This is a genomic window from Streptomyces umbrinus (assembly GCF_030817415.1).
Classification (GTDB): Bacteria; Actinomycetota; Actinomycetes; order Streptomycetales; family Streptomycetaceae; genus Streptomyces; species Streptomyces umbrinus_A.
Window position 1 is genome coordinate 1,342,995 of the sequence record NZ_JAUSZI010000002.1, and the last position, 20,411, is coordinate 1,363,405.

Consider the following 20,411-nt stretch of genomic DNA (forward strand, 5'->3'; position numbering starts at 1 on the left):
GCTTCAGCCGCTTCATCCATCTCACACAGCAAGGACATCGTCATGCGGGAATACCCCGGCCTCCGTCGTAGAGGCTTCCTCGCCGCCGCCTCGGGGGTGGGCGCCCTCGCCCTCGTCGGCTGCGGCAGTTCGGACAACGACTCGGGCTCGGACGCGGGGAGCGCGAACGACGGGAAGCCCCGGCGCGGCGGGCGGCTCCGGGCCGCCTTCGCGGGCGGCGGTGCGAGCGAGACGCTCGATCCGCACCTGGCCAACCTGTTCGCCGACGTGGCCCGTGCCAAAGCCCTCTTCGACAAGCTCGCCGACTACGGCGACGACCTCTCCGCCCAGCCGCGCCTGGCCTCCGGCTGGGAGCCGAACGCGGGCCTGGACCGCTGGAACGTCACCCTGCGCAAGGCGGACTTCCACGACGGGAAGCCCGTCACCGCCGAGGACGTCCTGTTCAGCTACCGCCGTATCGCCGATCCGGAGAAGGCGTTCCGCGCGAAGGCTTCCCTCGAACCCATCGACCTGAAGGCGAGCCGGGCCGTCGACGAGCGGACCGTGGAGTTCGTCCTCAAGCGGCCGACGGCCGAATTCCCCAATGTGCTGGCCGCGTTCGGCGCGTACATCGTGCCCGACGCGACGTCGGACGCCGACTTCGACAAGAAGCCGGTCGGCTCCGGGCCGTTCCGTTTCGTGTCGTTCGCGCCGGGCCGCTCGGCGGTCTTCCGGCGCAACGAGGCCTACTGGGACGGCGCCCCGCACCTCGACGAGCTGGAGTTCGTCGTCGCCAACGAGGAGTCCGCGCGAGTGAACGCACTGCTCGGCGGGCAGGTCGAGTACGCCCACGAGCTCAACCCGACGACCGCGCGCGCCCATGAGGGCAAGGGGCAGATCGAGATCGTACGGCTGCGGAACAGTGCCATGCAGGCCTTCGCCATGAAGACGGACCGGCCGCCCTTCGACGACAAGCGGGTCCGGGAGGCGTTCTTCCTGATCGCCGACCGCCAGGAGCTGATCGACGGCGCGCTGTCCGGGGCGGGCGTGGTCGGCAACGACCTGTTCGGCAAGGGGTACGAGTACTACGCGGACGGCCTGCCGCAGCGCGAGCAGGACCTCGACCGGGCCCGTTCCCTCCTCAAGAAGGCGGGCGCGGAGAAGCTGAAGGTCACGCTGGACACATCGGCGGTCGCGGCCGGGTTCACCGAGGCGGCCGGCATCTTCCGCGACCAGGCCGCCAAGGCCGGTGTCACCGTCGAGGTGAAGATGGGCAGCAAGGACTCCTACTGGGCGGACATCCTCGACTCCGGAACCCTGTGCTGCTACCGCTCGGGGGCCATGCCCATCGAGTCGCACATCTCGCAGCGGCTGCTCACCGACTCCACCACCAACGCCACCAAGTGGCACCACAAGGACTTCGACGCGCTCTACCACCAGGCGCAGTCCACGAAGGACGAGAAGGATCGCGCCGCCGTGTTCGACCGGATGCAACGCCGGCTGTACGCCGAGGGCGGATTCCTGGTGTGGGGGTTCGCCGACTGGATCATCGGAACAGCCCGTACGGTCAAGGGGGTTGAGCGGACCGCGCCCGCGAACTCGCTCGACTGGGCGCGGTTCGACAAGGTCTGGCTGGCGTGAGCGGACTGGGGTCGTGGGCCGCCCGGCGGCTGCTGCTCGGTGGCGCGCAGACCGTGGCCGTGGTGGTGCTGGTCTTCGCGCTCACCGAGGCGCTGCCGGGCGACGCGGCGGTGGCCCTCGCCGGGGACCAGCCGGATCCGGCGCGGATCGCCGCCATCCGCGAAGCGCTGGACCTGGACCGGCCCGCGTACGAACGGCTCGCCGACTGGGCAACGGGCCTGCTGCACGCGGACTTCGGGCACTCGTTGACGTCCGGTCGGCCCGTCTCCTCGTACATCTCCGACGCCTTCGGTCCCACCCTGCTGCTCGCCGGTCTCACGGTCGCGTTACTGGTGCCGGTCGGGGTCGGGCTCGGGGTGCTGGCCGCGAGGTACGAGGGGCGGTTCGTGGACCGGCTGATCAGTTCGGTGACGCTCGGGGTGTACGCGGTACCGGAGTTCGCGTTCGGGGTGCTGCTGGTGACGGTGTTCGCGCTCCGGCTCGACTGGCTGCCGCCGACGGCGGTCGGCTACGGCACGGATCTCCTCGGGCATCCGGCCGCGCTCGTGCTGCCGGTGCTCGTCCTGCTGTCCCGGCCGGTCTGCTCGCTCTCCCGACTGGTGCGCGCCGGGATGATCGACGCGCTCGCCTCGCCGTACGTGGCGCACGCCCGCCGGTACGGGATTCCGGGCGCCCGCGTGCGGTACGCGCACGCGTTGCCGAACGCGATGGCGCCCGCCGCGCAGCAACTCGCCCGCACGGTCGACTGGTTGTTGTGCGGGGTGATCGTCGTGGAGGCGCTGTTCGTGATTCCCGGCCTTGGGACCGTACTGATGAACGCTGTCGCCGAGCGGGATGTGCCGGTGGTGCAGGGGCTCGCCGTGGTCTTCGGAGTGATCACCGTCGTGCTGAACCTGGGGGCCGATCTCGTCGCCCACCGGTTCGCGCCACGGGCGGAGGTGGCCGCGTGAGGAGACGGGAGAAGTGGCTGCCGTCGGGGCGCTTCGCGCTCGGGGCCGCCCTGGTGTGCGTACCGCTGGTCCTCGCCCTGTTCGGGCCGCTGTTCGCGGGTGAACCCGGGCCGCGGGCCACCTCGTTCACGCTCGGCGGCGGGCACTGGCTCGGCACGGACTTCGTGGGGCGTGACGTGTGGTGGCAGGTGCTGTTCGGCGGCCGGCCCGTGGTGGTCGTGGCGCTCGCGGCGACTACGCTGGCCTACCTGGTGGCGCTGCCGGTCGGGCTGATCAGCGCGCTCACCCATCGGACCTGGTTGGAAGAGGTTCTGATGCGGCCGCTGGACGTGCTCCTCGCCGTGCCGTCGCTGCTGATGATCCTGCTGGTCGCGTCCGTGTTCTCGCCCGGCGCGGCCGGTCTCGCCCTGCTGGTCGCGCTCGTCAACATCCCGGACGCGGCACGCATCGTGCGTGCCGCCGCGGCGGATGTGGCCTCGCGTCCGGCGGTGGAGGCGCTGCGGATGCAGGGCGAGTCGTGGTGGCGCATCGCCGTCGGACATGTCGGCCGGTCGATCCTGCGGCCGCTCGCCGCCGACGCGGGGGTGCGGCTGACGGGTGTCCTCTACCTGGTGGCCACGGCCGCTTTCCTGGGCATCGGGGTGGCGCCGGACGCGGCCGACTGGGCGGTGATGGTGGACCGCAACCGTACGGGGCTGTTCGTTCAGCCGTGGGCCGTGGTGGTCCCGGCACTGCTGATCGTGACGCTGACGATGGGATGCAATCTGCTCTTCGACGCGCTGCTGAGCGCCGGCCGGGATGTCACCCCGGAACGGGTTGTCGTTCGTCGTGGCGTCGATGTGCGTGATCGGACGAAGGAGCCACGTCCGTGAGCGAGTTGACCCCGGTCGCGGAGATCGAGGAGCTGACCGTGGAGGTCGGCGGACGGCGCATCGTCGACGAGGTGAGCCTGCGGGTTCTGCCCGGGAGGGTGACTGCGCTGGTGGGTGCGTCCGGCAGCGGGAAGACCACGACAGGGCGTGCGCTGCTCGGAGAGTTCCCGTCGGACGCGCGGGTGACCGGCTCCGTACGGGTGGACGAGGCCCTGGTCGGTTACGTCCCGCAGCATCCGGCGGCGGTGCTCAACCCCGCGCGGCGGGTGGGTGCGCTGCTGTACGACATCGCGCGCGGCCAGGTGCGCGAACTGCCTCGCCGTGCCCGACGGGCCGCGGCACGGGAACACGTCCTGAACGCCTTGGAAATGGCTCAACTCCACGATGGCTCACGGCTGTTGAGACGCTTCCCGCATCAGCTCTCGGGTGGCCAGCAGCAGCGCGTCGTCCTCGCGCAGGCCCTGCTCCTCGGCGCGCGGGTCGTCGTCGCGGACGAGCCCACCACCGGGCAGGACGCGCTGACGAAGCGACGCGTGGTCGACGAACTGGCGGCCGTCGCCGCACGGGGCATCGGCGTCGTCCTGCTCAGCCACGACCTGGAGACCGTACGCGCACTGGCCGACGAGGTGCTCGTCATGCGGGACGGCCGGGTCGTGGAGTCCGGGCCGACGGAACGGGTGTGGCTCGCGCCCTCGCATCCGTGGACGCGTGAACTCCTCGCGGAGCAGCCGACGTTGACGGGCGACGCACCGGCAACGTCGGACTCGTACACCGTGCTGCGGGTCCGCGGTCTCCGCGCCCGGCACCGCGATGTCGAGGTGCTGCACACGCCGGAACTCGCCCTGCGCTCCGGGGAATGCCTCGCCGTCCTCGGCCGCTCGGGCAGCGGAAAGACGACGCTCGCCCGTTGTATGGCCGGACTCCATCGCACGTACGTGGGAGAGGTGCTGCTCGACGGGGTCGCGCTGCCGCGCAGTCTGCGAGACCGTGCGCGTGGTCAACTGGCCGCCGTGCAGTACGTGTTCCAGGACGCGCGTGCCTCCTTCGACGAGCGTCGGCCGGTGCTCGACCAGGTGGCCCGTACGGCGGTTCGGTTGCGTGGGGTGCCCCCTCGGGATGCGCGAGCCGAGGCAGCAGAAGTGCTCAACAATCTTGGTCTGGCTGGGGAGTTGGCGGCCCGCTCCGCTGCCCGGCTCTCCGGTGGCGAGCTCCAACGGGCGGCACTGGCCCGGGCCCTGCTCGCGCGGCCGCGGGTCCTGGTGTGTGACGAGATCACCTCCGGGCTCGACACGGTCACCCGCCGGGGCATCCTCGACCTGCTCGCCGGGCTGCTGCGGAATCGCGACGGGCTGTCTCTCGTACTGATCACCCACGACCTGGACACGGCCCGGCTCGCTTCCAGGATCGCGGTGTTGGACGCCGGGCAGGTGGTCGAGCAGGGGTCGGCCGAGGACATCCTGACGGCGCCCGCGCATCCGTTCACGGTGTCATTGACGGAGAAGCACTCACTGCAGGGGCGATCGCTGGGGAAGCATTAGGTGGAGAAGCGGCGGGGTTCGCTCGCACCGGGCGGTCAGATCCAGCCCTGTTCCCACGCGTGATGCGCGGCGGCGTGGCGTGTGGACGCTCCCAGTTTGGACATGGCGGCGGAGAGGTAGTTGCGGACCGTGCCCGGGGCCAGATGGACCGCCGCGGCGATCTCGACGACCGACGCTCCGGTGCGGGCGGCGCGCAGGACCTCCAGTTCGCGGTCGGTGAGGGGGCAGTCGTCCTCGGTCAGCGCGGAGGCGGCGATGTCGGGGTCGACGTACCGGCGGCCGGCGGCGACATCACGGATGATCTCCGCCAGTCTGGCCGCGGCGGTGGTCTTGGGCACGAAGCCGCGGATGCCGGCTGCGAGCGCGCGGCGCAGCACGGCGGGGCGGGCGTGCCGGGTGACCAGGACGATCTGGGTGGGGAGTTCGGCGCGGATCTCCTCGGCGGCGCGCAGCCCGTCGGTGGGCGGCATCTCCAGATCGAGAACCGCGATGTCGGGGCGGTGCTCGCGCGCCAGCCGTACCGCGTCGGTGGACGTGGACGCCTCGGCGACCACGACGAGGTCCGGCTCCAGTCCGAGCAGTGCGGCCAGCGCGCCTCTGAGGAGGTCCTCGTCGTCGGCGATCAGCAGTCGGATCAACTCGCAGCTCCGTTCCCGGTGTTCCCCGGTTTCACCGGCAGCGCGGCCTCGACCACGAAGCGCTCGCCGTCGCGGTCCCAGGTCAACTCGCCGCCGGCCGCCTGCAATCGCTCCCTGAGTGTGCCCAGTCCGGTGCCGTTGGTACCGGGTGGGTGCTCATCGGCGCCGTCGTTGCTCACTCGCAGCCGGGCGAGGCCGCCGGTGACTCGGCAGTCGACCTCGGCGTGCCGTGCGCTGCTGTGCCGGAGCACGTTGGTGGTGGTCTCCCGCATCACGAGACCCAGGAGATGGCGGGCCGGCTCGGCGAGTTCGGTGACGGCCGTGGCGGGCTCTACGGTCATCCGGGCGTCGATCTCGGCCGCGGCCAGCACCCGGGTCGCGTTGGTGATCTCGTCGTCCAGGCTCGTGCGGCGGTAGCCCTGCACCACGGCCCGGGTGTCGCCGAGGGCGTCGGCGGCCAGCCGACGCACCTCCTTCATCTCCGCGGCGGCACGACCGGGGTCCACCTCGACGAGCCGTGCCGCCAACTCGCTCTTCAGCGCGATCACTTGGAGATGATGGCCCTGGATGTCGTGCAGGTCGGCGGCGAACCGCAGGCGCTCGTCCTTGACCGCCACCTCCGCCTCCAGCCGCCTTGCGTCGTCCAGCCGCCGCGCGGTGTCCCAGGCCCACAGGGGCCCGAGCATCACCCAGACGGTGAACGCGACCAGCCCGGGCGGGAAGAGCGTCGCGTACAGCAGCTTCCCGTCCCCTGCGACCAGGCTGACGACAGCGCCGGGCAGCGACGCGAGGACCACGGCGCAGGCGATGAGCGGCCGTCTGCTGCTCGGTGCGAGGTAGGTCGCGACGATCGCCACCACCATGGCCGGCGCGACCGCCCACAACCCGTAGTTCCGCACGGCCAGCGGACACACCGCGAGCACGGCACCGGCCGCGCACGCGGCGATCAGCCACCCCATGGGCAGCCTGCCGGGGCGCGTCCCGGCCACCGGCAGCAGCGCGAGCCGCCTGCCGAGCAGCACCACGCTGGCCAGCACCGCGACCACCAGGGCGACGGCGGCCGGGCCCCGGGCCCACACCTCGACGTCCTCGTCGAGGATCCACTCCCCGACGAAGAGGAGCTGCACACACCCGGCTGTGCCCGGCACGGTCAGCCACGTGTAGCGGCGGAAGCTCGTCAGCCCCGCGCCACGATCGTTCGCCCCGTCCCCCATCCGGCCATTGTCCCCGAAGCCGGCCGATCGGGAGCAGTTGCCGTGCGGCCGGTCCCGGCATGACAGATGTCATCCGAGGACGTGACAACTCCACGCGGCCGCATGCGGGTTCGGCACTACGCGCGATTCTCGCCCGGTCGCAGTCTGGAGACGTCCGCAACACCCACCCGGTACGGAAAGAGAGCCCGTCATGCAGATCCGGCCGAAGCAGCGGCAGACGCGGCACACTCAGGGCGCCGTACCGGTCGGTTCCGGGCGCATGCCGGTCGAGCGACACGGCGGCAAGCGGCACTTCGCGCGCCACTACCTGGAGATGGTGGTCGCGATGGTCGTCGGGATGCTGGTACTCGGCGCGGTGACCCGGGGCGTCCTGGCACTCGCCGGAACCGAGCTCTCCGCGAGTCGCCATCCCGAACTGGCCTCGCTGGAGATGGCGTTCGACATGTCCGTCGGCATGGCCTTCTGGATGCGCAGGCGCGGCCACGGCTGGGCGAGCACGCTGGAGATGTGCGGTGCGATGTTCGCGCCGGCGCTCGCACTGTTCCCGCTGCTCTGGCTCGACGTCGTCGGCGCCGATTCGATGATCGCCCTGGAACACCTCGTGATGCTCCCGCTGATGTTCTTCGTCATGCTCCGCCGCCGAGGCGAGTACGGCTGCTGACCGAATCCCCGCCCGTACAACTACCGCTTCACACCCTGGAGTTGCCATGGCTGCCACACACGCCACCACGGTTCCGCACGCGACCACCGACGCCCCGACATCCAGCCAGGTATCCGGCCCGGCATCCGACCCGGCATCCGGCCCTGCTTCGAACGGGCGACGCCCCGTCGAGATGCTCCGGCGACGCTGGCCGACAGCCCTGGCCGTCGCGCTCGTGATCCTGACGACGGCCGATGGTTCGGGTGAACGCGCCGACACCGTCGGCGCGTTCGGGGACGCCCTGCCTCTGCTCCCGCTGCTGTACGTGATCATCCATCAAGTCGGCAACCCACGGGTGACCTGGCCCGTGCTCGGCGCCGGTGTGGCCGTCATGGTCGCTCTCCGGGCGCAGGACGTGGTCTCGCAGCCCGTCGCACTGGTCGCCATCGCGCTGGCGGTCCTGGTCTGGGGTGCCGTCCGCGGAACACCGCTCGGACGGGCCGCCTTCGGGGTCCAGGCGGCGGGGGCGTTCGTGTTCGGTGCGCTCGCGCTGGTCGGGCTCGCGGTCGATCCGGACCTCGGCCGCTACCTCGTGGCGGCAGGCTGGTTCTTCCACGGCGTCTGGGACTTCGTCCATCTCAAGCTCGACAAGGTCGTCGCCCGGTCGTTCGCAGAGTGGTGCGGAGTGGTGGATGTCCTGATCGCCGTCCACCTGCTCTTCCTGGTGTGATCGCTCGCCATTCCGCTCCTGCCGCTCCTGCCGTCCCTCCCACGAAATGGGCGAACGTCATGAGCGGCAGCCCATTGGCGAACCGGCCGGGGCCTGGAAACCACGTGGCCGTCGCGCGTACCGTGCCGCTATCGTTCGGTCTCCTGACCAGCCGTTTCGGCGGATTCCCACGTTCGGAGAGCAGCGCTCATGACCAGTCGGCACGCGACGACGACCCTCTGGCGCCCGGTCGGCCCCAAGGAGCTGGATCTGGTCCGGGAACTGGACTGGCGCGCCTGGCCGCCCCGTCTCCCCGAGCAGCCGATCTTCTACCCGGTCCTCAACGAGGACTACGCGATCAGGATCGCGCGGGACTGGAACGTGAAGCACGACGGCGCCGGTTTCGTCACGCGATTCGAGGTCGAGTCGGATTTCCTGCGCCGGTATCCCGTCCAGCAGGCCGGCGGGCGCACGATCCTCGAACTCTGGGTTCCGGCCGAAGAGCTCGACGACCTCAACGCCCACATCGTGGGAAAGATCGACCTCGTCCACGAGTTTCGCTGAGAGACGCGGGGAAGACACAGGAGGCGGCACGGGAGGCGGCGTACGCCTTCCGGCCGTTCGCGCGGAGGACGATCCGCTGCGCTCGGCCTTTACGTCTGGCACTTGGCCGGATCCCGTACGACAGCGGGGGCGGCGGCTCTACGTTGTGTGGTGAGACTTGCGATGGCGTGTGCTGAGGAGGCTGTTCAGTGACTCACGATTCGTCCGCACCCGCGGGCCCGTGGTCGAAGATCGACACATCGGTGCCGCATTCGGCCCGGATCTGGAACTACTGGCTGGGCGGGAAGGACAACTACCCCGTCGACCACCAAGTGGGCGACGCGTTCCGTGAGTTCTTCCCGGGCATCGAGGAACTCGCCCGGGGTTCCCGGGCGTTCCTCGGCCGGGCCGTGCGCCATCTGGCGGGCGAAGAGGGTGTCCGGCAGTTCCTGGACATCGGTACCGGACTGCCCACCGTGGACAACACGCATCAGATAGCCCAGCGTGTGGCCCCTGAGGCATGCATCGTCTACGTCGACAACGACCCGCTGGTGCTCGCGCACGCCCGGGCGCTGCTGACCAGCACCCCGCAAGGGGTGACCGACTACATCGACGCGGATCTGCACGATCCCGAGGCGATCCTGCGGCAGGCGGCCACGACGCTGGATCTGACCCAGCCGGTGGCACTCACCCTGATGCAGGTCAGCGGGCACATCGCCGACTACGACGAGGCACGGTCCATCGTGACCCGGCTGATGGAGGCCCTGCCGTCCGGCAGCTTCCTGGCGTTCAACGACAGCGTGGACACCCACAAGGCCAACGCCGAGGCCACCCGGCGCTACAACGAGAGCGGCGCGGCCCCGTACTTCCTCCGCAGCCCGGAACAACTGGCCGGATTCTTCGAGGGTCTGGAGCTGCTGGAGCCCGGCGTGGTCCCGCTCGCGGAGTGGCGGCCCGACCCCGGCGCCGCGGCGATCCCGTCCGAGGTGATCGCCCTCGGCGGCGTCGGCCGCAAGCCGTAAGGTCCCCCGGGCCCCAGGCCCGCCATGGCTCAGTCTTTGCCCGGACCAGAGGATCCTCTGACCGGGCAAAGCCGTACTCCCCGGCATCCGCACCGCTCACCGCGGTGCGAAAGCAGCGCCCCTGGAGCACTCCACTCCGGGGGCGGATGTCCTGGGCCAGGAGGAGCCATGCGTATGTCCCGGAACGTGGCGGGAACAGTCTTCGTCGTCGGCAGCCTGACGTTGACCCTCGCCGCGCTCGCGTATCCCGCGATGCTCGGGGTGCAGAACGCGTCGAGTTCCCCGTCGCGCATCATCGCCCGCACCCCGACCGGCCCGCTCACGGAGGCGGACCGCGACTTCGTCGTCAAGGTGCGTGCCGCCGGGCTGTGGGAGTTCCCCTCCGGCGAGCTGGCTCTGACGAAGGGCACGACCCAGCCCGTCAGAACGGCGGGCGAGCACCTGATCTCGGGCCACGCCGCACTCGACGCCGAGTGCCGGCTGATCGCTCCCCGGCTGGGGATCACCCTGCCCAACCAGGCGTCCCCGCAGCAGCAGGGGTTCGTGGCGACCCTCACCGCGGACCATGGCAAGCAGTTCGACACGGACCTCGCCAACATCCTGCGGGTGACGCACGGCCAGATCTTCCCGACCGTCGCGAAGATCCGTGCCACCACCGAGAACAGCCTGGTCCGTGAACTGGCCGACCAGGCCAACGACACCGTCCTGGACCACATATCCGTCCTGGAGAAGACCGGGCTGGTCAACTTCGACTCGGTCCTCTTCCAGGAGACGACCCCTCCGAAGCTGCCCTCCGGCGATGTCACGCCGCCCGCGCCCCAGCCAGGAGCGCCGGTCGTCGCTCTCACTCCGCAGGCGGGCGCCTCCCAGACACCGACGCCGTCACCGACGGTGCGGTAGGCCTCCGGCGCGGCATGGGACACCACCCGGCAGGCCCGCGCACCCGCCATCGGACGGGTGCGCGTCTGGCGTCGGCGGCCGCGGCCCCGCAGGCCGTCCCGCGCGGCTCACCGCACGCCCGTGCCGATCACCGCACGACCGTGCCGTACATCTCGCCGAGTGGATCCGCGATCAGCTCGACGCGGGTGCCGTCGGGGTCGCGGAAGTAGACCGAAGTGCCGCTCTCCTCCTGGTAGTCCACCCCGGCCGCGTCGAGCCGGTCGCGCAGACGGGTCCAGGCCGCCGGTTCGACGGAGATGGCCAGGTGGTGGAGACCGCCGAGGACTTCCGCGTACGGTCCGAGGTCGAGGCCCGGGAAGTCGAAGAAGGCGAGCAGGTTGCCGTGACCGATGTCGAAGAAGAAGTGGGTCGAGCCCTTGTAGTCGCGGTTCTCGAACATCTCCGTGAGCGGGAACTCCAGAAGTTCCTGGTAGAAGCGCACCGTCCGCTCGACGTCGCCGGAGAGCAGCGCGACATGGTGCACGCCACGGGCCGAACTGGGCCGCCTGTCCGGGACCAGACAGGCGTCCCGGATCCGTGCCCTCTCGGTCTCGATCGCCGTCAGGTCCAAGGGGTTCTCCTGGCTCGACACGTGTGCGAACGCTCCTCACACAATGGAATGGGACGCCGGCCGCGACGGCCGGGGCCGGCGCTTCACCGGCATCGCGAAAGCGGTTTGCCGTTCAACCACCGGTCACTCTAGGCATCCCCCCGGTCCGGTCAAGGGCCACGGAGCCGGACGAACGGAGTCACATCATGGATCTGCTTCCCTTCAGCGCCGCGTACGCGACGACCGTGGCGACCTGGCCGCTCTCCGCCACAGAGGTCGCGATGTGGTGCGGGCGGGGGGATTTCCCCATGCCCGGAGAGACCGTCGCGGCATGGCAGCAGGACACGGACGTGACGGCTCACCTGCTTGTCGAGGACGAACAACCCCTCGCGTACGGGGAGTTGTGGTTCGACGCCGAGGAGGATGAGGTGGAGCTGGCCCGGATCATCGTGGCACCCGAGGCCCGCGGTCGTGGCCTCGGGCGCGAACTGGTCCGGGGCCTGCTCGGCGAGGCCCGTGGCTCCGGGCACTCGGACGTGTTCATGCGGGTGCACCCGGATAACGACCGGGCCCTGCGCTGCTACCAGGGAGCCGACTTCGTCCGCGTCGGCCCGGAACTGGCCGAGGCCTGGAACGCCGTACAGCCCGTCGACTACGTCTGGCTACGGAACCAGTGAGACCCGGATGCCGAGCGTCCCGTTCTTCCCGCGGCGCAGTCGGCTGCCGAGCAGGACAAGGCGGCCGTTGATGCCGTATTTGCGGGCGATCAGACGGCGGTAGTGGTCGGTGACGTCCTGGTCGCAGACCTCGGCGGTGGCCGGGCGCTGCTCGCCGGTCGGGTTGCCGCGGACGTCGCAGGGGCCGACCAGGACGTCGGCGCGGTTGCGGATCCGCTTCACCTTCCACGAGTCCGCGACGGTCCAGACGCCGAGCGTGTCGCCGTCACGGACCACCCACACCGGGGTCGCGACCGGCGTGCCGTTCTTCCGATAGCTGGTCACCAGCAGGTACTTACCGGCACCGAGCCGCTCCAGCGCTGCGTTGTCCACGCGGTGAGTGTAGGCGGCGGGCGGGCCCGGCGGGAGCCCGGGTCGGGGGGAGTCCGGCCCGGCGGAATCCTGGGCCGGACGCGCGATCTCTGACGGCTCGTCAGTGATGCGCCGGGCTTTCGGGCGCGGGATGTGAAAAAGAGTCAGACAAAGCGTCGATTTGTACGACAATCATCCCGTTCGGAGGACCTCGCATGCCCGCCTCGCCGCTCCCCCGCACCGGCCGCACCAACCCCACTTTCCGCACCGCCCGCACGGGAGCCGCCGCGCTCACGGCGCTCATCCTCGCCGGAACCGCCCTCCTCGGAGCCCCGGCCGCCTTCGCCGCACCCGGCGACAACGGCGACGTCAAGATCCACGCGGACACAACACCCGACGCCGACCAGCGCAACAACCCGAAGGTCTGCCAGTTCTACCTCGCCGCCTTCAACTTCGACCGCGGGCAGGGCGTCACCTGGATCATCGAGCCCCAGCCGGCGAAGCGGGGAAGCGCCACGCTCACCGGCACCCTCGCGCTGCCCACCGGCACCGGCCGGACAACCGGCCTGCTGGCTCTGCCTGACGGCCAGTACAAGCTCACCTGGCAGATCGTGGACGGCAAGGGCGCGGGCAAGCACAAGGTGTTCAAGGTCGACTGCAAGAAGACCCCGCCCTCCGACGACAACGACCTGGCACCCGGAGGACCCAACGGCGGCGTACCCGCGGGCGGCGGCGGTCTCGCCGAGCCACCGAGTGTGTCTGCGGTCGGCGCCGCGGCGGCCGTGGGCCTGGTCGGCGTGTCGGGCTTCGTCTACTTCCGGATGCTGCGCCGCCGGCCCGATGGCGCCGCGTAGGCGCGCGCCCAGGCCCTGGCACCGGACGCGCACCTACCGGCTGACGAGGACGGCCGTGCTGGCGTTCTCGCTGGTGATGGGCGGCCTCTGGTGGGCCGAGGACGACGGCCGGCCCCCGGATCCGGCCGCCGCACCCGCCCCGGCCCCGGCCCCCGGGGACGCCAAGGCGTCCCCGGGTTCCGCCGCCCGGGGTCCCTCCGCCGCCGCGACACCCGAGCCCGGGCGCGGCCGCGTCCGTGTGCCGCCTCCCGTCCGCCGCGCCGGCCCGGCGCCCCGGCCGCTCCCGCGGTCCAGGGCGACGGTGCTGAGGATCCCGTATCTCGGTCTGGAGGCACCGGTCGTCGGACTGCACCTGGACCGGAAGCGGCAGCTCACCACTCCGTCGATGGACAGCCCCGAACTGGTCGGCTGGTACGAGGGCGGACCCTCACCCGGAGAGACGGGCACCGCCGTGGTGGTCGGCCACCTCGACACCGCCACCGGGCCCGCCGTCTTCGTCGGCCTGAGCGGACTGACACCCGGCCGGCTCGTCGAGGCCCGGCGCGCCGACGGCCGCACGGCTGTCTACACGGTGGACGCCGTCCGCACGTACGACAAGGAGCAGTTCCCGAGCCAGGGGGTGTACGGCACCCGAAAGCGCCCCGAGCTGCAGCTGATCACCTGCGGCGGGGCGTACGACCGGAGGGCCGGCTACCGGAGCAATGTCGTCGTCTTCGCGCATCTGACAGGGACGCGCGAGCCGGATCGCCCCGCCTGAATCTCCGGCCGAGTCTCCGGCTCGACACCGACGGTCGACCCCCGCAGAGCCTGTGAAGATCACTTTTCGCCGTCCGCCCCCATGGTCCGAACCTCCGTGCAAGACTCCGACGATGACCTCGGAGACGATCAACGCGACGGCAGCGGGCACGTGGCGGCTCGGCGACCTCACCGTCAACCGGCTGGGTTTCGGGACCATGCGGCTGACCGGGAGCGGCGCCTTCCACCAGGGCACGCCGAGCGACCGCGACCGGTCGCTCGGGGTGCTCCGCCGCGCGGTGGAACTGGGCGTCGACCACATCGACACCGCCGCCTTCTACTTCTCGTCCCTGCGCTCGGCCAACGAGCTGGTCAACTCGGCGCTGGCCCCGTATCCGGACGACCTGGTCATCGTCACCAAGGTCGGGCCGGGGCGGGATCCGTCGGGCGAGTGGCTGCCCTGGGCCAGGCCCGAGCAGTTGCGCGGGCAGGTGGAGGAGAACCTGCGCCAGCTCGGCCGCGACCACCTCGACGTGGTCAACCTCCGGACGCACGGGCGCCATTCGATCGCCGAGCACTTCGGCGCACTGGCCGCACTGCGCGAGGCCGGGCTCGTCCGCCACCTCGGTGTGTCGGACGTCGACCCGGATCAGCTCGCCGAGGCACAGGCCATTGCCCCAGTGGTCTGCGTCCAGAACCGGTACGCCCTCGACACCCGTAGCGAGGTCGGCGACGACGTCCTGCGGATCTGCGGTGAACAGGGCATCGCCTTCGTGCCGTTCTTCGCGATAGCCGGCGAGGGCGGCAGGAAGGGCGCCGACGGTACCCACGAAGCCGAGGTCCTCGACATCGCCCGGGCCCACGGCGCGAGCCCCGCGCAGATCCGGCTGGCCTGGACACTGCATCGCGGCCCGCACGTCCTGGCCATCCCGGGCACCGGCGATCCTGACCACCTCGTGGAGAACGTGGCCGCGGGCGCGATCAGCCTGTCGGACGACGAACTCGCCCGGCTCGCCTGAGGGTTGGGGATCTCTTCGACATGGGGGACAGCACACTCTGGGTGGCCGCGCTGACGGCCGGGACCGCCGTGCTCGCGAGCTGGGTGACCAGCCGCGGCACCTACCGGGCCGCCCGCATCCAGGCGGACGCCGCCGCCGCGACCGTACAGGCGGACCGGCTCCGGGCGACCCGCCGCTCGGCGTACGTCGACGTCATCGAGCAGGCCCAGCGCATGGGCGACCTCTACTGGAAGGTCACCGACGCCGATCGGGTCCAGGACCCGGACGAGCGGCTCGCCGCCCTCAGGGATCTGCGGATACGGCTTCAGGGCGAGTACGCCGTGCTGCGTCAGCGGGTCTGGGTGGTGGACCTGGAAGGGCCCGCTGAGGTTGCCGCGGCCGCGGACCGGCTCCGCCTCGCGACCGGCGACAACTGGCGGGCGCTCCGCGCGATGATCGAGGGCGAGGAGGGGGCAGGACAGCGGTTCGACGACTGCTACCGCCCGTTCTGGGAGTCGGTCGTGACCTTCGTCGGCCTCGCCCGCACCGCCCTGCACGAGACACGTACGTAGAACGGCCGTCATTGGTCGCGCCGCTGCACCGAGATCACGGCGACAGCGGCAGTGGCCAGGGCCCAGAGCGCGTAGACGGTCCAGGCGCCGGTGAGCGTCCACGGGTACGCGACCGCCTGCTGGTCGACGTCGACCAGACGGATCCACGCGCCGGTCGGCAGGGCGTGGTCGACGAGGGCCGCCCAGTGGCGGTCAGCGCTGAAGACCAGGGGCAGCAGCAGAAGAATCACCACATTGGCGGTCATGGTGGCCGCGCTGTGCCTGATCAGGGTGCCGAGGGCCATACCGACGAGCGCGGACACCGGCGCGAGGAGCGCCGACGCCACGACGACGCGCAGCGCGCCGGGATGGTCGATCGGGACACCGATGTGCCGGCCGGACAGGACGGCCTGAGTCAGGCCGAACGAGGCCGCCGCGACGACCGCGCCGAACACGGTCGTGACGGCGGTGACCACACACACCTTCGCCGCCATCACCGAACGCCGGGCCGGGACAGCCGTGAACGTCGTGCGGATCATCCCGGTCCTGTACTCGCCCACGATCGCCGTGGCGCCGACGGCGCTGAGGGCGAGCATGAGGACCATGGCGGCGTTCGCGGTGAAGGCGATCGACAGCGGGATCCCGTCCCGGACGAAGTCGGCCCGGGAACGCGCGTCCTGCGCCGTCCAGTAGCGGTACGTGTCCCAGGCGGTTCCCACGTTGAACCCGATGACCGCCAGGGCCCCGATCACGAACGCCCAGGTGTTGGAGCGCAGCGACCACAGCTTGATCCACTCAGCGGCGACGAGGTCGCCGAAGCGGGCGCGGGGTTCGGTGACTTGAGCAGGATCGACCGTGGCCATGGCTGTGACCGTGGCCTTGTCGGTGATGGTCATCGGGCTTCTCCCGCGAGGTATTCGACGCTGTCGGCGGTCAGTTCCATGAAGGCCTCCTCCAAGGAGGCGGTCCGGGTGGTGAGTTCGCGCAGCAACACCCGGTTCCGGAGCGCGAGTTCACCGATCCGGTCCGCGTCCATGCCGGTCACCGTCAGCGAGTCGGCGTCCCGACTCACCTCCGCTCCCGCCCCGGTGAGCAGCGCCGTCAGCACCGCGGGGTCCGGCGTCCGTACGGTCACGGTCGGACGGGTGCCGCGGGCCGCGAACTCCGTCAGTCTCTCGGCGGCGATGAGCGTGCCACGGCCGATGACGACGAGCTGGTCGGCGGTGTTCTCCATCTCGGACATCAGATGGCTGGAGACCAGCACGGTGCGGCCCTCGGCGGCCAGCCGGTGGAACAGGCCGCGGAGCCACTTCACCCCCTCCGGGTCCAGCCCGTTGAGGGGCTCGTCGAAGAGCAGCACGGGCGGGTCGCCGAGCAGCGCGGCCGCGATGCCCAGCCGCTGTTTCATCCCGAGCGAGAACCCGCCGATCCGGCGCCGCCGCGCGCCCGCCAGACCGACCTCCTCCAGCACCTCGTCCACCCGGCGGCGCGGGATGCGGTTGGAGCGGGCCAGCACGGTCAGATGCGCCAGGGCACTGCGGCCGCCGTGCACCTCGTGGGCGTCGAGCAGCGCGCCGACGTGGCGCAGACCGCGTGGGCGGTCGCGGAAGCGGCGGCCGTCAATGGTGACGGATCCGCCGGTGGGGTCGTTCAGGCCGAGTACGAGTCGCAGAGTGGTGCTCTTCCCGGCGCCGTTCGGGCCGAGGAACCCGGTGACGTGTCCGGGCCGCACCGTGAAACTCAGGTGGTCGACGGCCGTGGTGCCGCCGTATCGCTTCGTCAGTTCGTTGACTTCGATCACGGGTCCAACGGTCCCCGGGAGCACGGCGGTTCGGCATCGGACCGGCGCCGACAATCGCGCCCGGCGGGTGTCGACCACGGGTGTACACCCACGGTCCGATGCCCTGCCCGGATCGCCTCGTTACGATCGGCGTATGGCCGCCACACCACGACTTCCGCCGCTCAAACGCATACCGCCGGGCGTCTGGACGGCGGTGATCTGGTGTGCGGGTCTGGCGCTCACCATGCTCATGCGTTTCCGGTTGCCCGGCCAGGAGGAGGCCGACGCCTATCGCACCGCGCTGCTCAGCAGTGCCAAGTGGGAGGGCTGGACGCTTCTCGCGCTGGGTACCGCCCTGACGCTGGGCGGCTGCGTCCTGATGCAGCGTCGCCCGCTGTGGACCCTCTCCCTGATGCTCGCCGGTTCCATCTCCGCGACGAGTGCGCTGAGCGTCGGCGCGATCCCGTTGCTGCAGTTCCTGGCCGTCGATCTCACGCTGTACTTCATCGCGGCGGTCCGGACACGCAGGACCGGGATCGTGGCCATCTCCATGGCACTCTGCACTCTGGCCGGGTACCTGGCCGTCCGGGTACTGAGCGGATGGGCCATCGGAACCACGACCGAGCTGATCGTGGCCCTCACCACCGTGATCGCCTGGCTCATCGGCGACTCGATGCACCAGTCCCGGGTCCACGCCGAGCAGGTACGCAGCCAGGCCGCCGCCCAGGCCGTCACCGCCGAACGGCTGCGGATCGCGAGGGAGTTGCACGACATGGTGGCCCACACGATCGGCATCGTCGCCCTCCAGGCCGGTGCCGCACGCCGGGTCATCGACACCCAGCCCGACCTGGCGCGGGAGGCGCTCGGCGAGGTGGAGAACGCCAGCCGCGAGACGCTGTCCGGCCTGCGCCGGATGCTCGGTGTACTCCGCCGGGCCGAACCGGGCCAGGCCCCCGAGGCGACTCCGCTCGATTCCTCCCCCGCCCCCGGTCTGGCCGACATCGACCGTCTCGCCGAGCGGACGACGGCCGCGGGCGTCCGGGTCGAGGTCCGCTGGCGGGGCGAACGGCACACACTGCCCCCGGAGATCGGCATGTCCGCGTACCGGATCGTGCAGGAGGCCGTCACCAATGTCGTACGCCATGCCGGCACCGGCTCCTGCCAGGTGACCGTCGACTGTCGGGACGAGGAGCTGGCCATCGAGGTCGTCGACAGCGGGAACGGCCCCGGGCGCGCCGCGGCCACCGGCTACGGGCTGCTCGGCATGCGCGAGCGGGTCGGCCTGCTGCACGGGGAGTTCTCGGCCGCGCCGCGCCCCGAGGGCGGATTCCGGGTGGCGGCGCGGCTGCCCGTACCGGCGGGTGTGCGATGACGGTCCGGATCGTCCTGGCCGACGACCAGCCCCTCGTCCGCGCGGCCCTTCGCATGGTGATCGGCGAGGCCCCCGGCCTGGAGGTCGTCGGCGAGGCGGGCACCGGAGCCGAAGCGGTCGAGCTGGCCGGGACGGAGCACCCCGACGTCGTCGTGATGGACATCCGCATGCCCGGCATGGACGGCATCGAGGCCACCCGGCTGATCACAGAGGGCTCCGGCGGGGCCCAGGTCATCATGCTGACGACCTTCGACGATGACGACTATCTGTACGGGGCGCTGCGCGCGGGCGCGGCCGGGTTCCTCGTCAAGGACATGGCCCTGGACGACATCCTCGACTCGATCCGGGTCGTCGCCACGGGGGACGGGCTGCTCGCGCCGAGTGTGACACGCCGTCTCATCAGGGAGTTCGCGGAGCGTCCCGTGTCCGCCGCGCCCGCGCCGCGCACGGCCCTGGGCATCACCGACCGCGAACGCGAGGTGCTGACCCTCATCGGAAACGGGCTGTCCAACACCGAGATCGCCGCGCGGCTGTCCATCAGTGTCGCCACCGCGAAGACGTACGTGACCCGGCTGCTCGCCAAGCTGGACGCCCGGGACCGGGTGCGGCTCGTCATCATCGCGTACGAGGCGGGGCTGGTCGCGTCTACGCGTTGAGGGATCGCAGCCAAGTGGTCAGCAGCCGGTTGACCTCATCGGGGCGTTCCTGCTGCACCCAGTGGCCGCAGCCCTCGACGAGGTGCGAGGAGACCAGGCCGGGGAGCGTGGTGGGGAACGCCTCGATTGCACTGGCCAACCAGGCGATGGAAGCGTCGAGTCGGCCCGCGACGAAGAGCGACGGCTGGGTGATCGGGGCACCGTCCCACTCCGCGAGGTCCTCCCAGTCCTGGTCCATGTTGCGGTAGCGGTTGAGCGCGCCGCTGAATCCGGTGCGCTCGAACTCGCCTACGCAGAAGTCGAGTTCCTCGTCCGAGAGCCACGACGGCCGGTCCTTCACGAACCGGTCGGAGAGCTTGCCGCCCGCCGGGACGAAGAAGACCGCGCCTTCTCCCTGCTCCGGCATGGTGTCGGCCGACAGCGAGGCGTAGAAGCCCGTCAGCCACGCCCGTACGTCCGGCTCGATCTCCGACTCCGCCCTGCCGGGCTCCTGGAAGTAGCGGACGTAGAACTCCTCGTCCCCGCCGATCATGGCGAAGGCGTCGGTCGGGCGGATCCCGCCCCGTGGCGCGTACGGCACGCCGAGCAGTCCCACCGCGGTGAAGACATCGGGCCTGAGCAGCGCGGAGTCGGCGGCGATGGTCGAGCCCCAGTCGTGGCCGACGATCACGGCGGTCTCCTCGCCGAGGGCGCGGACGACGGCGACGTTGTCCTCGACGTACGCCCCGATGCGGTACGCCTCCGCGGCGCCCGGCACCGACGAGCGCCCGTAGCCGCGTACGTCGATGGCGACGGCACGGTAGCCCGCCTCGGCGAGTGCGGGGAGCTGGTGGCGCCACGAGTACCAGAGCTCGGGAAAGCCGTGGACCAGCAGGACAAGGGGGCCGGTGCCCTGTTCCACGAGATGGATACGGCCACCGGGGACGTCCACCAGTCGATGCTGGGCGCCCGCCGGGGTGAACGGGTCTGCGGCCTGCGACATGGGTCCTCCTCGAACTGGGATGTACTGCTGCCGATCATCGCGCCGGTCCCGAGCCGGTGCGAGAGACGTTGCTGTTTCGGCAACAACGCACCGAGGGGTACACCACCCCAGTGGATGGGCCCCTCCGGCGGAGCGGCCGGAGCTACAGGCGAGTTCTGGCCGACTCCGAACACTCGGCCGGGCCGCTGAACCAGACCGAAGGGCGGCACGTACTGAAGGA

General features: G+C 71.0%; 23 protein-coding genes. 16 read left to right on the plus strand and 7 right to left on the minus strand.

Features of this window, described 5'->3' with window-relative positions:
• The first annotated feature begins 42 nt into the window (after positions 1-42).
• Genes QF035_RS06755 through QF035_RS06770 form a run of 4 tightly spaced genes read left to right on the plus strand, consistent with a single transcriptional unit; the run spans position 43 to position 4,980 of the window.
• Complete coding sequence (locus QF035_RS06755; protein ID WP_307518938.1) at positions 43-1,620, plus strand: ABC transporter substrate-binding protein; 1,578 nt, start codon at positions 43-45, stop codon at positions 1,618-1,620.
• The gene (locus QF035_RS06760; protein WP_307518939.1) at positions 1,617-2,570 is read left to right on the plus strand and encodes an ABC transporter permease; all 954 of its coding nucleotides are present in this window, start codon (positions 1,617-1,619) and stop codon (positions 2,568-2,570) included. Before QF035_RS06755 ends, QF035_RS06760 begins: the two co-directional genes overlap by 4 nt.
• Positions 2,567-3,442, plus strand: a complete 876-nt coding sequence (locus QF035_RS06765; RefSeq protein WP_307518941.1) for an ABC transporter permease — start codon at positions 2,567-2,569, stop codon at positions 3,440-3,442. The genes QF035_RS06760 and QF035_RS06765 overlap by 4 nt, the downstream gene beginning before the upstream one ends.
• Positions 3,439-4,980 (plus strand): ABC transporter ATP-binding protein, encoded by a 1,542-nt coding sequence (locus QF035_RS06770; RefSeq protein WP_307518943.1) that lies wholly within the window; start codon positions 3,439-3,441, stop codon positions 4,978-4,980. Before QF035_RS06765 ends, QF035_RS06770 begins: the two co-directional genes overlap by 4 nt.
• A gap of 35 nt (positions 4,981-5,015) precedes the next feature.
• Here the strand turns inward: QF035_RS06770 and QF035_RS06775 are convergent, their stop codons facing one another.
• On the minus strand, positions 5,016-5,618 hold the full coding sequence (locus QF035_RS06775) for a response regulator transcription factor (protein ID WP_307518945.1): 603 nt from the start codon (positions 5,616-5,618) through the stop codon (positions 5,016-5,018).
• Positions 5,615-6,832: a sensor histidine kinase gene (locus QF035_RS06780; RefSeq protein ID WP_307518947.1), complete on the minus strand. Its 1,218-nt coding sequence runs from the start codon at positions 6,830-6,832 to the stop codon at positions 5,615-5,617. Before QF035_RS06780 ends, QF035_RS06775 begins: the two co-directional genes overlap by 4 nt.
• A 190-nt stretch (positions 6,833-7,022) precedes the next feature.
• Between QF035_RS06780 and QF035_RS06785 the strand changes: the two genes are divergently transcribed.
• From QF035_RS06785 to QF035_RS06805, 5 genes are all read left to right on the plus strand, one after another.
• Positions 7,023-7,493: a hypothetical protein gene (locus QF035_RS06785; protein WP_307518950.1), complete on the plus strand. Its 471-nt coding sequence runs from the start codon at positions 7,023-7,025 to the stop codon at positions 7,491-7,493.
• Between the two features lie 46 nt (positions 7,494-7,539).
• Positions 7,540-8,202 (plus strand): hypothetical protein, encoded by a 663-nt coding sequence (locus tag QF035_RS06790; protein ID WP_307518952.1) that lies wholly within the window; start codon positions 7,540-7,542, stop codon positions 8,200-8,202.
• 189 nt (positions 8,203-8,391) lie between these two features.
• Complete coding sequence (locus QF035_RS06795; RefSeq protein ID WP_307518953.1) at positions 8,392-8,745, plus strand: hypothetical protein; 354 nt, start codon at positions 8,392-8,394, stop codon at positions 8,743-8,745.
• Between the two features lie 188 nt (positions 8,746-8,933).
• Positions 8,934-9,746 carry an SAM-dependent methyltransferase gene (locus QF035_RS06800; RefSeq protein ID WP_307518954.1) on the plus strand — a complete coding sequence of 271 codons (813 nt, stop codon included), beginning with the start codon at positions 8,934-8,936 and terminating at the stop codon, positions 9,744-9,746.
• A gap of 168 nt (positions 9,747-9,914) precedes the next feature.
• Entirely contained in the window at positions 9,915-10,646 is a 732-nt protein-coding gene (locus QF035_RS06805) for a DUF4142 domain-containing protein (RefSeq protein WP_307518956.1), read from the plus strand.
• Between the two features lie 127 nt (positions 10,647-10,773).
• On the opposite strand, the gene QF035_RS06810 is transcribed toward QF035_RS06805, so the two are convergent.
• A complete protein-coding gene (locus tag QF035_RS06810) occupies positions 10,774-11,277 on the minus strand; it encodes a VOC family protein (protein WP_307518957.1) in 504 nt (167 codons plus the stop codon).
• Between the two features lie 164 nt (positions 11,278-11,441).
• On the opposite strand from QF035_RS06810, the gene QF035_RS06815 reads away from it, so the two are divergent.
• Complete coding sequence (locus QF035_RS06815; RefSeq protein WP_307518958.1) at positions 11,442-11,912, plus strand: GNAT family N-acetyltransferase; 471 nt, start codon at positions 11,442-11,444, stop codon at positions 11,910-11,912.
• Here QF035_RS06815 and QF035_RS06820 read toward each other — a convergent pair.
• Positions 11,898-12,284 (minus strand): PPOX class F420-dependent oxidoreductase, encoded by a 387-nt coding sequence (locus tag QF035_RS06820; RefSeq protein ID WP_307518960.1) that lies wholly within the window; start codon positions 12,282-12,284, stop codon positions 11,898-11,900. The genes QF035_RS06815 and QF035_RS06820 overlap by 15 nt on opposite strands.
• Before the next feature lie 194 nt (positions 12,285-12,478).
• Here QF035_RS06820 and QF035_RS06825 point away from each other — a divergent pair, with 194 nt between their 5' ends.
• The 4 genes from QF035_RS06825 (at position 12,479) to QF035_RS06840 (ending at position 15,422) form a co-directional block, all read left to right on the plus strand.
• The gene (locus tag QF035_RS06825; RefSeq protein ID WP_307518961.1) at positions 12,479-13,117 is read left to right on the plus strand and encodes a hypothetical protein; all 639 of its coding nucleotides are present in this window, start codon (positions 12,479-12,481) and stop codon (positions 13,115-13,117) included.
• A complete protein-coding gene (locus QF035_RS06830; protein ID WP_307518963.1) occupies positions 13,104-13,874 on the plus strand; it encodes a class F sortase in 771 nt (256 codons plus the stop codon). The genes QF035_RS06825 and QF035_RS06830 overlap by 14 nt, the downstream gene beginning before the upstream one ends.
• Positions 13,875-13,986: 112 nt before the next feature.
• Positions 13,987-14,871 (plus strand): oxidoreductase, encoded by an 885-nt coding sequence (locus QF035_RS06835; protein ID WP_307518965.1) that lies wholly within the window; start codon positions 13,987-13,989, stop codon positions 14,869-14,871.
• 20 nt (positions 14,872-14,891) lie between these two features.
• The gene (locus tag QF035_RS06840) at positions 14,892-15,422 is read left to right on the plus strand and encodes a hypothetical protein (protein WP_307518967.1); all 531 of its coding nucleotides are present in this window, start codon (positions 14,892-14,894) and stop codon (positions 15,420-15,422) included.
• An 8-nt stretch (positions 15,423-15,430) separates the two neighbouring features.
• Here the strand turns inward: QF035_RS06840 and QF035_RS06845 are convergent, their stop codons facing one another.
• Both QF035_RS06845 and QF035_RS06850 read right to left on the minus strand, forming a co-directional pair.
• Positions 15,431-16,297 (minus strand): ABC transporter permease, encoded by an 867-nt coding sequence (locus QF035_RS06845; protein ID WP_373466610.1) that lies wholly within the window; start codon positions 16,295-16,297, stop codon positions 15,431-15,433.
• On the minus strand, positions 16,294-17,202 hold the full coding sequence (locus QF035_RS06850) for an ABC transporter ATP-binding protein (RefSeq protein WP_307518968.1): 909 nt from the start codon (positions 17,200-17,202) through the stop codon (positions 16,294-16,296). The genes QF035_RS06845 and QF035_RS06850 overlap by 4 nt, the downstream gene beginning before the upstream one ends.
• Positions 17,203-17,335: 133 nt before the next feature.
• Between QF035_RS06850 and QF035_RS06855 the strand changes: the two genes are divergently transcribed.
• Together QF035_RS06855 and QF035_RS06860 are read left to right on the plus strand one after the other, a co-directional pair.
• Positions 17,336-18,553 carry a sensor histidine kinase gene (locus QF035_RS06855; protein WP_307518969.1) on the plus strand — a complete coding sequence of 406 codons (1,218 nt, stop codon included), beginning with the start codon at positions 17,336-17,338 and terminating at the stop codon, positions 18,551-18,553.
• Entirely contained in the window at positions 18,550-19,209 is a 660-nt protein-coding gene (locus tag QF035_RS06860) for a response regulator (protein WP_307518970.1), read from the plus strand. Before QF035_RS06855 ends, QF035_RS06860 begins: the two co-directional genes overlap by 4 nt.
• Here QF035_RS06860 and QF035_RS06865 read toward each other — a convergent pair.
• Complete coding sequence (locus QF035_RS06865; protein WP_307518971.1) at positions 19,199-20,191, minus strand: alpha/beta fold hydrolase; 993 nt, start codon at positions 20,189-20,191, stop codon at positions 19,199-19,201. The two genes, QF035_RS06860 and QF035_RS06865, sit on opposite strands and share 11 nt — an antisense overlap.
• Between the last annotated feature and the right edge of the window lie 220 nt (positions 20,192-20,411).

Excerpts from the sequence above, each read along its gene's own strand:
- QF035_RS06785 (WP_307518950.1), top strand. The coding sequence starts at position 7,023 with ATGCAGATCCGGCCGAAGCAGCGGCAGACGCGGCACACTCAGGGCGCC.
- QF035_RS06795 (WP_307518953.1), top strand. The coding sequence starts at position 8,392 with ATGACCAGTCGGCACGCGACGACGACCCTCTGGCGCCCGGTCGGCCCC.
- QF035_RS06780 (WP_307518947.1), bottom strand. The coding sequence starts at position 6,832 with ATGGGGGACGGGGCGAACGATCGTGGCGCGGGGCTGACGAGCTTCCGC.
- QF035_RS06805 (WP_307518956.1), top strand. The coding sequence starts at position 9,915 with ATGCGTATGTCCCGGAACGTGGCGGGAACAGTCTTCGTCGTCGGCAGC.
- QF035_RS06830 (WP_307518963.1), top strand. The coding sequence starts at position 13,104 with ATGGCGCCGCGTAGGCGCGCGCCCAGGCCCTGGCACCGGACGCGCACC.
- QF035_RS06755 (WP_307518938.1), top strand. The coding sequence starts at position 43 with ATGCGGGAATACCCCGGCCTCCGTCGTAGAGGCTTCCTCGCCGCCGCC.
- QF035_RS06865 (WP_307518971.1), bottom strand. The coding sequence starts at position 20,191 with ATGTCGCAGGCCGCAGACCCGTTCACCCCGGCGGGCGCCCAGCATCGA.
- QF035_RS06860 (WP_307518970.1), top strand. The coding sequence starts at position 18,550 with ATGACGGTCCGGATCGTCCTGGCCGACGACCAGCCCCTCGTCCGCGCG.
- QF035_RS06835 (WP_307518965.1), top strand. The coding sequence starts at position 13,987 with ATGACCTCGGAGACGATCAACGCGACGGCAGCGGGCACGTGGCGGCTC.
- QF035_RS06840 (WP_307518967.1), top strand. The coding sequence starts at position 14,892 with ATGGGGGACAGCACACTCTGGGTGGCCGCGCTGACGGCCGGGACCGCC.
- QF035_RS06790 (WP_307518952.1), top strand. The coding sequence starts at position 7,540 with ATGGCTGCCACACACGCCACCACGGTTCCGCACGCGACCACCGACGCC.
- QF035_RS06855 (WP_307518969.1), top strand. The coding sequence starts at position 17,336 with ATGGCCGCCACACCACGACTTCCGCCGCTCAAACGCATACCGCCGGGC.
- QF035_RS06825 (WP_307518961.1), top strand. The coding sequence starts at position 12,479 with ATGCCCGCCTCGCCGCTCCCCCGCACCGGCCGCACCAACCCCACTTTC.
- QF035_RS06815 (WP_307518958.1), top strand. The coding sequence starts at position 11,442 with ATGGATCTGCTTCCCTTCAGCGCCGCGTACGCGACGACCGTGGCGACC.
- QF035_RS06845 (WP_373466610.1), bottom strand. The coding sequence starts at position 16,297 with ATGACCATCACCGACAAGGCCACGGTCACAGCCATGGCCACGGTCGAT.